Raw genomic sequence first — 12,573 nt, forward strand, 5'->3', positions numbered from 1 at the left:
GTGAAAAAAAATCATGGCATCCTTAAATGAAATCAAAACACGGATTGCATCGACCAAAAAAACTAGCCAAATCACCAACGCTATGCAAATGGTATCAGCATCTAAATTAACAAAGACAGAGGCTTATTCAGCTAAATTCCAACTTTATGCTTCAAGAGTACGTGAGATTTTGACGCACTTAACAGCAAGTGAATTGACTGAGTTAGCTAATTCAGGTCGTGAGTTAGGCGGCATCAATTATCACAGCATGTTGTTGCATCGTCCAGTCAAAAAAACTGGTTATATCGTGATTACTTCTGATGGTGGATTAGTCGGCGGCTATAATAGCTCGATCTTGAAACAAACGATGACGATGCTTGAAGATGATCATGATTCTGCTGATGAATATGTTTTGTTAGCCATTGGTGGAACCGGAGCGGACTTTTTCAAAGCTCGCGGCGTTAAATTAGCTTATGAGTTACGCAATTTATCGGATCAACCAAGCTTTGATGAAGTACGAAAAATCGTTTCGATGACAACTAGTATGTATGAAAATCAAGTCTTCGATGAATTATATGTATGTTATAACCATCACGTGAATTCACTATCTAGTCAGTTCCGAGTAGAAAAAATGCTCCCAATCTCTGACTTAGATCCAAGCGAAGCACAAACATATCGCGAAGAATATCTATTTGAGCCTTCAAAAGAAGCCATTCTTGATCAGCTGCTTCCACAATATGCGGAAAGCTTGATCTATGGAGCCATCGTTGATGCTAAAACGGCAGAACACGCAGCTGGGATGACAGCGATGAAGACAGCAACAGATAATGCAAGTGCGATTATTGATGATTTAACGATTTCATACAACCGGGCTCGTCAAGCTGCGATTACCCAAGAGATTACTGAAATTGTCGGCGGGGCTTCCGCATTAGAATAATTTCGAGATTGGAGGAAGAAACATGAGTTCAGGCAAGATTGTTCAAGTTATTGGTCCCGTTGTCGACGTGGAATTTTCTTTAGATCAATCCTTACCAGACATCAACAATGCGTTGATTGTTTATAAAAAAGATAAAACAAAAGTCGTTCTTGAAGCTGCTTTGGAACTTGGTGATGGTGTTATCCGCACGATCGCTATGGAATCAACAGACGGTTTGCAACGTGGAACAGAAGTTGTCGATACAGGCAAACCAATCTCTGTTCCAGTAGGTAAAGAAACTTTAGGTCGTGTGTTTAACGTATTAGGTGAAACAATCGACAAAGAGGCACCTTTCCCAGAAGATGCAGAAAAAAGTGGCATCCATAAAAAAGCGCCTGCTTTTGAAGAACTTAGCACTAGTAATGAAATTTTGGAAACAGGAATCAAAGTCATCGACTTATTAGCTCCTTATTTAAAAGGTGGTAAAGTCGGACTATTCGGTGGTGCCGGTGTTGGTAAAACTGTTTTGATCCAAGAACTTATTCATAACATTGCGCAAGAACATGGCGGAATTTCTGTCTTTACTGGTGTTGGTGAACGAACACGTGAAGGGAACGACCTTTACTATGAAATGAAAGATTCTGGCGTTATTGAAAAAACTGCCATGGTATTTGGCCAAATGAATGAGCCGCCAGGTGCGCGTATGCGTGTTGCCTTGACTGGTTTGACATTAGCTGAACATTTTCGTGATGAAGCTGGACAAGATGTGTTGCTATTTATCGACAATATTTTCCGTTTCACTCAAGCTGGTTCAGAAGTTTCTGCCTTGTTAGGTCGTATGCCATCAGCCGTTGGTTATCAACCAACCTTGGCAACTGAAATGGGACAATTACAAGAACGAATCACTTCAACGAAAAAAGGATCAATCACTTCTATCCAAGCGATCTATGTGCCTGCCGATGACTACACTGACCCAGCGCCAGCGACAGCATTTGCCCATTTAGATGCAACAACCAACTTAGAACGTAAACTAACCGAACAAGGGATTTACCCAGCCGTTGACCCATTGGCGTCATCATCAAGCGCTCTAGCGCCTGAGATTGTCGGTGAAGAACATTATCGTGTAGCGACAGAAGTCCAACGTGTTTTACAACGTTACCGTGAATTACAAGATATCATCGCTATTTTAGGGATGGACGAATTATCTGACCAAGAAAAAGTAATCGTTTCTCGTGCTCGTCGGATTCAATTCTTCTTGTCACAAAACTTTAACGTAGCAGAACAATTTACTGGTCAACCTGGTTCATATGTACCAGTTGAAAAAACTGTCGAAGGCTTCAAAGAAATTCTTGAAGGAAAATACGATGACCTTCCTGAAGAAGCATTTCGTAGCGTAGGTACAATCGAAGACGTAGTAGAAAAAGCGAAAACTTTAGGCTACTAGAAAGAGGTGCCCGATGGAACAAGAAAAAAACAAAGTTCTAAAAGTGAACGTTGTTACTCCAGATGGTAACGTCTATGAACATAATGCAGCCATCGTCATTGCAAAAACGGTAGCTGGTGAAATCGGGATTTTACCTGACCATGCGCCAATCATTGCACCTCTTGCAATTGATGAGGTTCGTATTCGTCGAACGGATTCTGATACTCACGTAGACTGGATTGCAGTCAATGGGGGAATCATGGAAGTCCGAGACAACGTATTGACGATTATTGCCGACACAGCAGAACGTGAACGCGATATCGACGTCTCTCGTGCCGAAAGAGCAAAACAACGTGCGGAAGCACGGATTCAAGAAGCTCGGGAAAAGCAAGACATCGACCAACTTAGCCGTGCCGAAGTTGCTTTACACCGTGCCATGAATCGTATCAAAGTGTCAAAACATCGTTAATTATTAAAACAGCCTTTTCAGAATATTCTCTGGAATGCTGGATAGTTTGGGCTGTGTCATTTATTTGACACAGCTTTTTTTACAATAAAAAGAATTATTATTTACCAATTCATCGAACTGTCTGCTCCTTCGTTACTAGATCCAACATTTGTACGAAAGAAACTCTTGGAAAGTCGAAGTAGATCAAAATGATAGGTGAGAACAAATAGAAATTAAGTTTTTTAAAAGTTTCTGAACAGTTCTTTACGTGATCAATGTGTTCTTCTTTGTAGAAATCTGTGATATAATCCAAATGTTGATTTTTTTGAAAGGAAATAGATTATGCAAGTTTTTGGAATTGATGCAATCGTTAGAATCATCTCGCATTTTTCTTTTATTTATCTAGCTTTCTGGGCGCTAAGATCATTGCGGATTGAAAACTTATTCAAAGCTTTTAAAGAAGTGCAGGTTCGCATCGCGATTGTCATGTTAGCAATCGTCATAGGCTTTACTTGCAGCACATTTTTCCTAGAAATCATTCTTTTGAGTAAAAATATATTTTTGACGTTTAACTAAGGTACATATACGAGAAATCGATTAGCTTTTTTGGAGGGAATACAATGGAAGAAATCATCGTTCGTGGTGGCAAACAATTAAAAGGAACGGTACATATCGAAGGAGCAAAAAATGCTGTATTGCCAATTTTAGCTGCAACTTTATTGGCGGAGGAAGGAACTTCTACTTTAAGCAATGTTCCAATCTTATCTGATGTCTTTACCATGAATCAAGTGATTCGTTATTTGAACACAGATGTTGAGTTTAATGAAGAGACCAAAGAAATCACTGTGGATGCTACGCGTCAATTGAACGTGGAAGCTCCTTACGAATACGTTAGCAAAATGCGCGCATCGATCGTTGTGATGGGGCCTTTATTGGCTCGCAATGGTCATGCAAAAGTGGCAATGCCTGGCGGCTGTGCGATTGGTAAACGACCAATTGATCTGCACCTAAAAGGATTTCAAGCGTTAGGAGCAAAAATCATCCAAAAAAATGGCTATATCGAAGCAATTGCTGATGAATTAATCGGTGATACAATCTACTTGGATTTTCCAAGTGTAGGTGCAACACAAAATATCATGATGGCTGCGGTTAAAGCAAAAGGAACTACTGTGATCGAAAACGTTGCTCGCGAACCTGAGATTGTTGATTTAGCAAACTTTTTAAATAAGATGGGCGCTAGCATTCATGGTGCTGGTACAGAAACGATGCGAATCGAAGGTGTAGAGCACTTGCATGCTGTTTCTCATCCAATCGTTCAAGATCGAATCGAAGCAGGAACATTTATGGTTGCAGCTGCGATGAATGAAGGAAATATCTTGATTGATGGTGCGATTCCTGAACATAATCGTCCATTGATTTCAAAATTAATCGAGATGGGTGTTACAATCTCGGAAGAAAACGACGGGTTACGTGTAATCGGTCCTAAAGTGCTAAAGGCAACGGATATCAAAACGATGCCTCATCCTGGTTTTCCAACAGATATGCAAGCACAGATGACAGCTATTCAATTAGTTGCAGAAGGTGTCAGCACAACGACCGAAACAGTTTTTGAAAATCGTTTCCAACATTTGGAAGAAATGCGCAGAATGAACGCACAAGTTAAAATTGATAATAATGTTGCCTTGATCAAAGGTGCATCAGAATTACAAGGAGCAGAAGTCTATGCAACGGATTTACGGGCTGCAGCTGCTTTAGTATTAGCTGGTTTACGTGCAAAAGGAATCACACGTGTACGCAACTTGAAGTATTTAGATCGTGGGTATTATCAATTCCACAAAAAACTTCAACAATTAGGTGCGGATGTGGAACGGGTAGATAGTGACAGTAAGAAAGCTACGGACGCGGCAACTGTCTTAGCTTAAGGAGTGGATATATGAGTTCAGGTGAACATATCTTACGCAGCTTGATTCGGATTGTAGCAATTTTACTTGCGGGTATCCTTTTATTTATCATCGGCAGTATGATCGGTTATGGTGCAATGGGTGGCGGAAATCCTTTTAAAGTATTATTGCCCGACGTTTGGCGGCATATTTTGGAGTTTATCCATTAGTCATCACGTAAAAAAGAGATCGCCCGTTTTGGCGATCTCTTTTTTACGAAGGTTTCTTAGCATACGTCTAAATGTACTAAAAGAAATCAAAAACTAATCTTGAGGTGAGACAATGAGCATTTTAGGTAAAGGATTGATTTTATTCGTGCGAGGATACCAACGCTTCATCTCGCCGTTAACGCCGCCATCTTGTCGGTATTATCCCTCGTGCTCTAGTTATATGATCAAAGCGATTCAAGTTCACGGGGCATTTAAAGGTTTTTTGATGGGGACGTTTCGAATTTTGCGCTGCCATCCTTTCGCAAAAGCTGGATTGGATTATGTGCCAGTAACATTTTCATTGCGAAAAAATTTGATTGATCGTGAAGAACCCAACTACCCACAACTGAAAAAAAGCCAAACAACAAGTTAAAAAAAATTTAAAGATTTAACAATAGAATAAATTAGTTATTTTAACGGAATCTCTTCAACTATTTCATGGTTGAAGAGATTTTTTTAGTTATCTAATAAAAAAATCTTGGATTAAAAGCGATATAAATTGTTGCTAATTACAGAATTATTAAAATATTCAGAAAATTTAATTGACAGTGAGAGTTTTTTGATTTATATTCTTTAGTATCTTAACAGATTATCATCATTTTATTAGGGGGAAACGGTATGAAGAAAAGAACAGTAGCGGTTCTAGCAGCCGGTTTATTTTTATTTGGTGCATGTGGTTCACCTAAAGCAAAAGATAGTAGTGGTGGCGATGATGCCAAGACAATCAAAATCGGGGGAAATTTTGAATTGTCAGGTGCCACTGCAGCTTATGGAGAAGTAGAAAACGATGGAGCCAAATTAGCCGTCGAACAAATCAATAAAGATGGCGGAATTGACGGAAAGAAAATTGAATACATCTCAAAGGATAATAAATCAGATAATAATGAAGCAGCATCTGTTGCAGCGAATTTAACAACAAAAGATGAAGTTGTTGCAATTGTAGGCCCTGCAACATCAGGTGCAACAAAAGCAACGTTGCCAAATCTAACAAAAGCAAAAGTTCCAGCAGTAACACCTTCTGGAACAGACGATGCAATCACTGTTCAAAAAGGAAAAGTTCAAGATTATATTTTCCGAGCATGTTTCCAAGATAGTTTCCAAGGAATCGTGTTAGCAAAATATGCGGAAGAAAACTTGAAAGCTGATAAAGCTGTAATTCTTGGAGACAATTCAAGTGATTACGCAATCGGGTTAACAAAAGCCTTTAAAGATACTTACAAAGGCGATATTGTAGCAGAAGAAAACTTTACTGCAGGTGATAAAGATTTCCAAGCAGTCTTAACGAAGATTAAAGACAAAGATTTCGATGTGATCTATCTTCCTGGTTATTATACAGAAGCTGGTTTGATCATCAAGCAAGCTCGTGAAATGGGCATTAAACAACCAATTCTAGGAGCAGATGGTTTTGCTGATGAGAAATTAATCGAAACCGCAGGAGCAAGCAACGTCAACAATATCTACTACACAGGTCACTTCTCAACGAAAGCACCAGCAACGGATAAAGTAGAACCATTTGTTAAAGCTTACGAGAAGAAATATGGCAAACAGCCATCTTCATTCAATGCGTTGGCATATGATGCAGTGTATATGATCAAACAAGCAATTGAAGACGAAGGCGAAGCAACACCAGCGGCAATCCAAAAAGGTTTAGCTAACTTGAAGGACTTCGAAGGTGTGACTGGTAAAATCTCGATAGACAAAGATCACAATCCTGTAAAATCAGCTGTTGTTCTTGGTTTGACAAACGGAAAAGAATCTTCTGCTGAAACCGTAAATCCATAATTACTCGGAAAAAGCAGGCAATAGGGTGTGCCAATAACAGTTGGTGCACCCTTTTTAAAAATCAAAGAGATACGACCACTCTATTTTCTAGAAAAGTGATGTGATAAAAATGGAAGTATTTGTTCAACAAATCGTTAACGGGCTTTTCCTAGGTAGTGTCTACGCATTGATGGCGTTAGGCTATACCATGGTATATGGAATCATCAAACTGATTAACTTTGCCCACGGTGAAATTTATATGATTGGTTCGTTCATCGGCTATTTTTTGATTAATCAGTTCAATATGGGATTTTTCCCGGCATTAATCTTATCAATGGCAGGAAGTGCAATCTTAGGTGTTGTGATTGAATTTTTAGCATATCGTCCGTTGAGAAACTCGACTCGGATCGCAGCTTTGATTACAGCAATCGGTGTTTCGTATTTATTACAAAATACGATGATTTATTTTTTCAGTTCCACAACCAGACCGTTTCCGCAAGTCATTGAATTACGCGTCTTCAAACTTGGTTTTTTAAGTGTTTCAAATATTCAATTACTGATTTTAGGCCTGTCATTGTTCTTGATGATTGCGCTAAATGTGATTGTTCAAAAAACTAAAATGGGAAAAGCAATGCGGGCAGTAAGTGTAGATACTGATGCGGCACAATTGATGGGAATCGATGTGAACCGTACGATTTCATTCACCTTTGCGTTGGGTTCAGCGCTAGCGGCAGCTGGTGGGATGATGATTGGATTGTATTACAATTCGATTGATCCGATGATGGGATATATTCCAGGATTGAAATCATTTATCGCAGCTGTTTTAGGCGGTATTGGAATTATTCCTGGTGCGGCAATCGGTGGTTTTGTTATCGGTTTGATCGAAACATTGACTACAGCGTTAGGTTTTTCAGATTTCAAAGATGCTGTTGTGTATATCGTACTAATTTTAATCTTATTAGTTCGTCCAGCCGGTATTTTAGGTAAACATGTAAAAGAGAAAGTGTAGGTGAGTCAAATGAAAAAGAATTTAAAATATAATTTGATTTGGCTGGCTTTGATTGTAATCGGCTATGCATTGTTATACATCGCTTATTCTGCTGGGATGGTCAACTTATTTTTAGATAATATTTTAGTACAAATCGGAATCAATGTTATTTTAGCAGTCGGATTGAATTTGATTATTGGATTTTCTGGTCAATTTTCTTTAGGACATGCGGGATTTATGGCAATCGGTGCGTATGCGGCAGCGTTGATCTCGATGAATACACCAACCTATGGTGGGTTTTTCCTAGGGATGGCTGTAGGAGTCATTTTAGCTGGAATCGTTGCTGTTGCAGTGGGTATCCCGACATTAAGATTAAGTGGTGATTATTTAGCTATTGCGACTTTAGGAGTGGCGGAAATCATTCGGATCTTATTGATTAACTTTAAAGATATCACGAATGGTCCTTCAGGTTTATTTGGAATCGAGCCGTTTGTGGATTGGCAGATGGTTTATGGATTTATGGCGATTACTACCTTGTTTATCGTCAATTATATTCGTTCTGGTGCTGGCCGTGCGACGATGTCAATCCGTGAAGATGAAATCGCGGCTGAAGCAATGGGGGTAAATACGACGAAATACAAAGTCATAGCCTTTACCTTTGGTGCGATGACAGCCAGCATCGCTGGTTCGCTTTATGCAGGATATTTACAATCGATCGCACCAAAAGATTTTGCCTTCACTAAATCAGTAGATATTTTGATTCTTGTGGTATTAGGTGGTATCGGGAGTGTGACTGGAACGTTTATTGCAGCTGTATTGTTAGGAATCATCAATATGTATTTACAAGATTTTGGGACATTACGGATGATTATTTATGCTTTGGCATTGATTATTTTGATGATTTTCAAACCAGGCGGATTATTAGGAACAAAAGAATTATCAGTGAAAAAAATAATCGACAAGTTTAAAAAAGGAGATGACCAGAATGCCTCTGTTGGAAATTAAGGAATTAACTAAAAACTTTGGCGGCTTGGCGGCGGTCTCCAATGTCAACATCGCATTAGAAGAAAATCAATTAGTTGGGTTGATTGGACCAAATGGTGCGGGAAAAACAACGTTGTTCAATCTGATCACTGGAGTGTATGAACCAAGTGAAGGCGATGTGTTGCTGAATGTCGATGGAAAAAGTCACCGGCTAAATGGCCAAAAACCTTACGCAATCGCAGATCTTGGATTGAGCCGAACATTTCAAAATATCCGTCTATTTAAAGATCTAACTGTTTTAGATAATGTATTAATTGCTATGAATAGTAAAAATAAGGAAAGTTTCTTCTCTAGTATTTTACGTTTGCCGACTTTTTATGCCAATGAAAGTCGTTTGAAAGAAGAGGCAATGAAGTTGTTGACTATTTTTGATCTGCAGGATAAAGCAGAGAATTTGGCTCGTAACTTACCTTATGGGGAGCAGCGTCGATTAGAAATTGTACGAGCACTTGCGACAAAGCCTAAGATCCTTTTCTTAGACGAACCAGCTGCAGGGATGAATCCACAAGAAACAGCAGAGTTGACCCTGTTGATTCGAAAAATCCAAAAAGAATTTCAAATCACGATTTTATTGATCGAACACGATATGAGTTTGGTAATGGATGTTTGTGAGCGAATTTATGTCTTAGAATATGGACGCATCTTAGCTGAAGGGATCCCAGAAGAAATAAAAAATGATCCAGAAGTAATCAAAGCATATCTTGGGGGTGACTTATAATGCTGAAAATTGAAAATCTTTCGGTTCATTACGGTATGATCCAGGCAGTGAAAGATGTTAGCTTTGAAGTGAAGGAAGGCGAGATTGTCTCCTTGATTGGAGCAAATGGTGCAGGAAAAACAACGATCTTGCGGACGATTTCAGGCTTGAATCATCCTTCTAAAGGTACGATTACTTTTGAAGGAGCTCAGATTCAAAAAAAGGCACCAAGAAAAATCGTTGCTCAAGGAATCTCACAAGTTCCAGAAGGCCGCCATGTCTTTTCTGGATTGACTGTTTTAGAAAATTTGGAAATGGGTGCTTATTTACGTAAAGACAGTGAGATGCAAAAAGATTACGAACATATTTATGAAAAATTTCCAATCTTAAAAGAACGGTTGAATCAAGATGCTTCGACACTCTCTGGCGGAGAACAACAGATGCTGGCTATGGGGCGGGCATTGATGTCCAAGCCGCGTTTGTTATTGCTAGATGAACCATCGATGGGATTAGCTCCGATTTTTATCCAAGAGATTTTTAATATCATCCAAGAGATTCAAAAACAAGGAACAACCGTACTATTGATTGAACAAAATGCCAAGATGGCCTTGTCAATTGCTGATCGAGGGTATGTATTAGAGACAGGCAAAGTAGTCTTGTCAGGAACGGGTCAAGAATTACTAGAAAGTGAAGAAGTGAAGAAAGCTTATCTAGGAGGGTAAAAAATGAGTGTAAAAGATTTTATGACAGAAAACTTAGTGACGGTCACACCTGAGACCAAAATATTTGATGCGGTTGATTTAATGAAAAAATATGACATTCACCGCTTGCCAGTTGTTGCTAATGATCAATTGGTAGGTCTGATCACCGAAGGAACGATTCAGGAAGCTCTTCCTTCAAAAGCGACGAGCCTAAGTGTTTATGAAGTCAATTATTTGTTGAATAAGACAGTCGTAGCTGATGTGATGATCAAAGAGGTCAAAACAGTTGCTCCCGATGCAGAACTAGAAGATGGTATCTATTTAATGCGGCAAAACAAAATCAATGTATTGCCTGTTTTAGCAGGAGATAAATTAGTAGGGATTATTACTAATAATGATATTTTTGATGCTTTCTTAAAATTGACTGGGTATTACGAAGGCGGGACACGGATTCAACTAAAGATCTTAGAAGACAAAAAAGGTGTGCTTGCTAGAGTAGCCAAAGTTTTAGCAGATCATGATTTTAGTATTTTGACGGTAATCGTGGATCATCAAGCAAACGCCACGATTTTAGAAATCCAATTGGCTAGCAAAGAGACAGAAAAAATCAAACAACTTCTGACTGATAATGGTTATGAAGTTTTACGTGCAGCATCTACACAACCATCGTTTTGATGATAAAGGACAACTGAGTGATCGGTTGTTCTTTTCTTTTGTTCTATGCTAAACTATTCAAGACGGAGGGAATTATATGACTAAAAAAAATAAAGATATTCAAGTTCAGATCAAGGAAGAAGAACGAGTGATTAACGGCAATAAACAAACAGTCACTCAATTAGTAATTGGTAAAAAAATTATTGGTGAAATTTTACCGGATAATAAGAATTTTCAAGCGTATAATGACGGGCACTTACTTGGAAATTTCAAGTCGTTAGATGACGGAATCGAAGCACTGATTCGCAACTGGAATTTGCACAAATAATTTTTAGAAAAGTACTTGCATTTTTTTTTGAGATTAGGTATTATAACTAAGTCAGGTTTTTAAGTAATAAAAAAACCTAGCTGGAGGAGTAGCGAAGTGGCTAAACGCGACGGACTGTAAATCCGTTCCTTAGGGTTCAGTGGTTCGAATCCACTCTCCTCCACCATTGGGGTATAGCCAAGCGGTAAGGCAAGGGACTTTGACTCCCTCATGCGTTGGTTCGAATCCAGCTACCCCAGTCGCTTAGTGAGTTGCTTTAGTAACTCACTTTTTTTGTGCTTTTAGATAACAACTATTTAGAAAAAATCAGGATGGAAAAGCTGCTTTTTTTTCAAAATAAACGCGGAGTGATTCAAATAAAATCTATTTTTGACTTCGCAATGCTCCGCCTATTTTAATCGTAAAAGCCTCTTACTTGAAGCCTTTTAAAATTTACGCTACATTTAAGAAGAAGTCATTGATAATTGGAGAAAGGAGCTTGTGGAAATGAATAAAATTGATGAAGTCAAAGAATTATTGACCGATACAGTCGCAAAAATCTACACTACGATTAAAGACAATTCGTTAGAAGTGACAAAAGAAAAAGGACAAGCACCTCGTGTGCGTACAATTCGTCCAACTCGTCATACAATCAAATGGAAAGCTAAAAATCATTAAAAGAATTGGATAACTAAAAAAACTGTCCGAACTATGCACCATAGTTCGGGTAGTTTTTTTATCAGCGGGGAATATCGTGATGGTTAATGATCAATCTCAATACCTAAAATAGTCAAATGACCATTTCCTACTAATTTGATCACTAATTTAGCAAGACTGTCAGCGTCCATGGTGGTGTCACTAGTAATCCACCAATGCAAGGTGCCGACAAAGATCGAGGTCATATATTCGATGATAAAGTCTAAAGGTACTTCGATGTCATTTTCCGTAATCTTTAAACGATTGAAGATATGAGAATATTTCTCGTCTAAAATCTCTGCGATTTTTTTGCGGAGGATTTCATTGCCTGAAGCATCCATAATCGTCAAAAAGAATTTTCGATTGTCTTGGATTTGTTCGTAGATATTTTTTAAAACCATTTCAATTTTGCGGACCTTCAAACGATTGCCTTGAACAATCTGATCAGGATCAAGAACTGAAGCAAACGCATCGATGGCTTGTTTGAAAATAAAATCATAGAGATCTTGTTTGTCTTTGTAATGAGCATAAAACGTTGCGCGATTGATCATTGCTTCATCAGCGATTTCTTGTACGGTGATATTATCGAACCCTTTTGCTTCCACTAGATGAATGAAAGCTTCCATAATCATTTTGTTGGTTCGTTTAACTCGCAGGTCAATTTTTTTAGGCATAATAAAATCCTTTCATTTTTACAACAAACTTTGTGAGATTGTTGCTTATCACACGAATGAAATAGTTTTGAGTATTGCATAACGTTCGAAATGTTTTTAGAATATACGTGAGTAGTATAACAAACACTTTGTAAGT

The 12,573-nt window shown here is 38.5% G+C and carries 16 protein-coding genes and 2 tRNA genes; 17 read left to right on the forward strand and 1 reads right to left on the reverse strand.

What is annotated here, in order from left to right; genetic code table 11:
• Positions 1–10 precede the first annotated feature (10 nt).
• From P7D84_RS01670 to P7D84_RS01750, 17 genes are all read left to right on the forward strand, one after another.
• Positions 11–916 carry a F0F1 ATP synthase subunit gamma gene (locus P7D84_RS01670; protein WP_137604030.1) on the forward strand — a complete coding sequence of 302 codons (906 nt, stop codon included), beginning with the start codon at positions 11–13 and terminating at the stop codon, positions 914–916.
• A 22-nt stretch (positions 917–938) separates the two neighbouring features.
• Entirely contained in the window at positions 939–2,339 is a 1,401-nt protein-coding gene (gene atpD, locus P7D84_RS01675) for a F0F1 ATP synthase subunit beta (RefSeq protein WP_137604029.1), read from the forward strand.
• Between the two features lie 13 nt (positions 2,340–2,352).
• Positions 2,353–2,787 carry a F0F1 ATP synthase subunit epsilon gene (locus tag P7D84_RS01680; RefSeq protein ID WP_137604028.1) on the forward strand — a complete coding sequence of 145 codons (435 nt, stop codon included), beginning with the start codon at positions 2,353–2,355 and terminating at the stop codon, positions 2,785–2,787.
• Positions 2,788–3,108: 321 nt separating this feature from the next.
• On the forward strand, positions 3,109–3,342 hold the full coding sequence (locus P7D84_RS01685; RefSeq protein WP_137604027.1) for a DUF1146 family protein: 234 nt from the start codon (positions 3,109–3,111) through the stop codon (positions 3,340–3,342).
• Positions 3,343–3,386: 44 nt separating this feature from the next.
• A complete protein-coding gene (gene murA / locus P7D84_RS01690) occupies positions 3,387–4,688 on the forward strand; it encodes a UDP-N-acetylglucosamine 1-carboxyvinyltransferase (protein WP_311804802.1) in 1,302 nt (433 codons plus the stop codon).
• An 11-nt stretch (positions 4,689–4,699) separates the two neighbouring features.
• Positions 4,700–4,876 carry a DNA-directed RNA polymerase subunit beta gene (locus P7D84_RS01695; RefSeq protein ID WP_137604025.1) on the forward strand — a complete coding sequence of 59 codons (177 nt, stop codon included), beginning with the start codon at positions 4,700–4,702 and terminating at the stop codon, positions 4,874–4,876.
• A gap of 112 nt (positions 4,877–4,988) precedes the next feature.
• Complete coding sequence (gene yidD, locus P7D84_RS01700; protein WP_311804803.1) at positions 4,989–5,288, forward strand: membrane protein insertion efficiency factor YidD; 300 nt, start codon at positions 4,989–4,991, stop codon at positions 5,286–5,288.
• Positions 5,289–5,533: 245 nt separating this feature from the next.
• Positions 5,534–6,697 (forward strand): ABC transporter substrate-binding protein, encoded by a 1,164-nt coding sequence (locus P7D84_RS01705; RefSeq protein WP_137604023.1) that lies wholly within the window; start codon positions 5,534–5,536, stop codon positions 6,695–6,697.
• Positions 6,698–6,806: 109 nt separating this feature from the next.
• The gene (locus P7D84_RS01710; RefSeq protein ID WP_137604022.1) at positions 6,807–7,685 is read left to right on the forward strand and encodes a branched-chain amino acid ABC transporter permease; all 879 of its coding nucleotides are present in this window, start codon (positions 6,807–6,809) and stop codon (positions 7,683–7,685) included.
• Positions 7,686–7,694: 9 nt separating this feature from the next.
• Complete coding sequence (locus P7D84_RS01715) at positions 7,695–8,669, forward strand: branched-chain amino acid ABC transporter permease (RefSeq protein ID WP_137604021.1); 975 nt, start codon at positions 7,695–7,697, stop codon at positions 8,667–8,669.
• Positions 8,650–9,426: an ABC transporter ATP-binding protein gene (locus P7D84_RS01720; RefSeq protein ID WP_311804804.1), complete on the forward strand. Its 777-nt coding sequence runs from the start codon at positions 8,650–8,652 to the stop codon at positions 9,424–9,426. Before P7D84_RS01715 ends, P7D84_RS01720 begins: the two co-directional genes overlap by 20 nt.
• The gene (locus P7D84_RS01725; RefSeq protein ID WP_311804805.1) at positions 9,426–10,127 is read left to right on the forward strand and encodes an ABC transporter ATP-binding protein; all 702 of its coding nucleotides are present in this window, start codon (positions 9,426–9,428) and stop codon (positions 10,125–10,127) included. Before P7D84_RS01720 ends, P7D84_RS01725 begins: the two co-directional genes overlap by 1 nt.
• Before the next feature lie 3 nt (positions 10,128–10,130).
• On the forward strand, positions 10,131–10,781 hold the full coding sequence (locus tag P7D84_RS01730; RefSeq protein ID WP_137604018.1) for a CBS and ACT domain-containing protein: 651 nt from the start codon (positions 10,131–10,133) through the stop codon (positions 10,779–10,781).
• Positions 10,782–10,857: 76 nt separating this feature from the next.
• Positions 10,858–11,088, forward strand: coding sequence for a DUF2969 domain-containing protein (locus P7D84_RS01735; RefSeq protein WP_311804806.1), 231 nt, complete (start codon positions 10,858–10,860; stop codon positions 11,086–11,088).
• An 82-nt stretch (positions 11,089–11,170) separates the two neighbouring features.
• A tRNA-Tyr gene (locus P7D84_RS01740) sits at positions 11,171–11,254 on the forward strand.
• A gap of 1 nt (position 11,255) precedes the next feature.
• Positions 11,256–11,327, forward strand: a tRNA-Gln gene (locus P7D84_RS01745).
• Between the two features lie 247 nt (positions 11,328–11,574).
• Complete coding sequence (locus P7D84_RS01750; RefSeq protein WP_170999794.1) at positions 11,575–11,745, forward strand: hypothetical protein; 171 nt, start codon at positions 11,575–11,577, stop codon at positions 11,743–11,745.
• Positions 11,746–11,828: 83 nt separating this feature from the next.
• Here P7D84_RS01750 and P7D84_RS01755 read toward each other — a convergent pair whose 3' ends face one another.
• On the reverse strand, positions 11,829–12,437 hold the full coding sequence (locus P7D84_RS01755; RefSeq protein WP_137604016.1) for a TetR/AcrR family transcriptional regulator: 609 nt from the start codon (positions 12,435–12,437) through the stop codon (positions 11,829–11,831).
• Between the last annotated feature and the right edge of the window lie 136 nt (positions 12,438–12,573).

Origin of the sequence: Enterococcus dongliensis (genome assembly GCF_031927985.1) — a bacterium.
Classification (GTDB): domain Bacteria; phylum Bacillota; class Bacilli; order Lactobacillales; family Enterococcaceae; genus Enterococcus_A; species Enterococcus_A dongliensis.

Excerpts from the sequence above, each read along its gene's own strand:
- atpD (WP_137604029.1), top strand. The coding sequence starts at position 939 with ATGAGTTCAGGCAAGATTGTTCAAGTTATTGGTCCCGTTGTCGACGTG.
- P7D84_RS01680 (WP_137604028.1), top strand. The coding sequence starts at position 2,353 with ATGGAACAAGAAAAAAACAAAGTTCTAAAAGTGAACGTTGTTACTCCA.
- P7D84_RS01685 (WP_137604027.1), top strand. The coding sequence starts at position 3,109 with ATGCAAGTTTTTGGAATTGATGCAATCGTTAGAATCATCTCGCATTTT.
- murA (WP_311804802.1), top strand. The coding sequence starts at position 3,387 with ATGGAAGAAATCATCGTTCGTGGTGGCAAACAATTAAAAGGAACGGTA.
- P7D84_RS01695 (WP_137604025.1), top strand. The coding sequence starts at position 4,700 with ATGAGTTCAGGTGAACATATCTTACGCAGCTTGATTCGGATTGTAGCA.
- yidD (WP_311804803.1), top strand. The coding sequence starts at position 4,989 with ATGAGCATTTTAGGTAAAGGATTGATTTTATTCGTGCGAGGATACCAA.
- P7D84_RS01705 (WP_137604023.1), top strand. The coding sequence starts at position 5,534 with ATGAAGAAAAGAACAGTAGCGGTTCTAGCAGCCGGTTTATTTTTATTT.
- P7D84_RS01710 (WP_137604022.1), top strand. The coding sequence starts at position 6,807 with ATGGAAGTATTTGTTCAACAAATCGTTAACGGGCTTTTCCTAGGTAGT.
- P7D84_RS01715 (WP_137604021.1), top strand. The coding sequence starts at position 7,695 with ATGAAAAAGAATTTAAAATATAATTTGATTTGGCTGGCTTTGATTGTA.
- P7D84_RS01720 (WP_311804804.1), top strand. The coding sequence starts at position 8,650 with ATGCCTCTGTTGGAAATTAAGGAATTAACTAAAAACTTTGGCGGCTTG.
- P7D84_RS01725 (WP_311804805.1), top strand. The coding sequence starts at position 9,426 with ATGCTGAAAATTGAAAATCTTTCGGTTCATTACGGTATGATCCAGGCA.
- P7D84_RS01730 (WP_137604018.1), top strand. The coding sequence starts at position 10,131 with ATGAGTGTAAAAGATTTTATGACAGAAAACTTAGTGACGGTCACACCT.
- P7D84_RS01735 (WP_311804806.1), top strand. The coding sequence starts at position 10,858 with ATGACTAAAAAAAATAAAGATATTCAAGTTCAGATCAAGGAAGAAGAA.
- P7D84_RS01750 (WP_170999794.1), top strand. The coding sequence starts at position 11,575 with ATGAATAAAATTGATGAAGTCAAAGAATTATTGACCGATACAGTCGCA.
- P7D84_RS01755 (WP_137604016.1), bottom strand. The coding sequence starts at position 12,437 with ATGCCTAAAAAAATTGACCTGCGAGTTAAACGAACCAACAAAATGATT.